Here is a 210-nt window from a genome sequence, read left to right on the forward strand (position 1 = left end):
GGTTGCAAGCGCCTTGAGGCAGCCCGGATCAGCGGGGTGACGCATCAGGTGGTCCGCGATTGGGTGGTGCGGTTCAATGCTGAAGGTCCGGAAGGGCTGCTTGACCGCAAGGCCCCTGGAGCGGTGCCCAAATTGAAGGCGGACCATCGGGCAGCCTTGGCACGGATCGTCGAGGATGGCCCGATCCCTGCCGTGCACGGGGTCGTCCGC

1 protein-coding gene is annotated in these 210 nt (G+C 66.7%); it reads left to right on the top strand.

Annotation, left to right across the window (positions count from 1 at the left end; genetic code table 11):
- On the top strand, window positions 1-210 hold a 210-nt coding region (locus tag E1297_RS00050), incomplete at both ends, for a helix-turn-helix domain-containing protein (protein ID WP_155132461.1).

It is taken from the genome of Roseibium sp. RKSG952 (assembly GCF_009711355.1).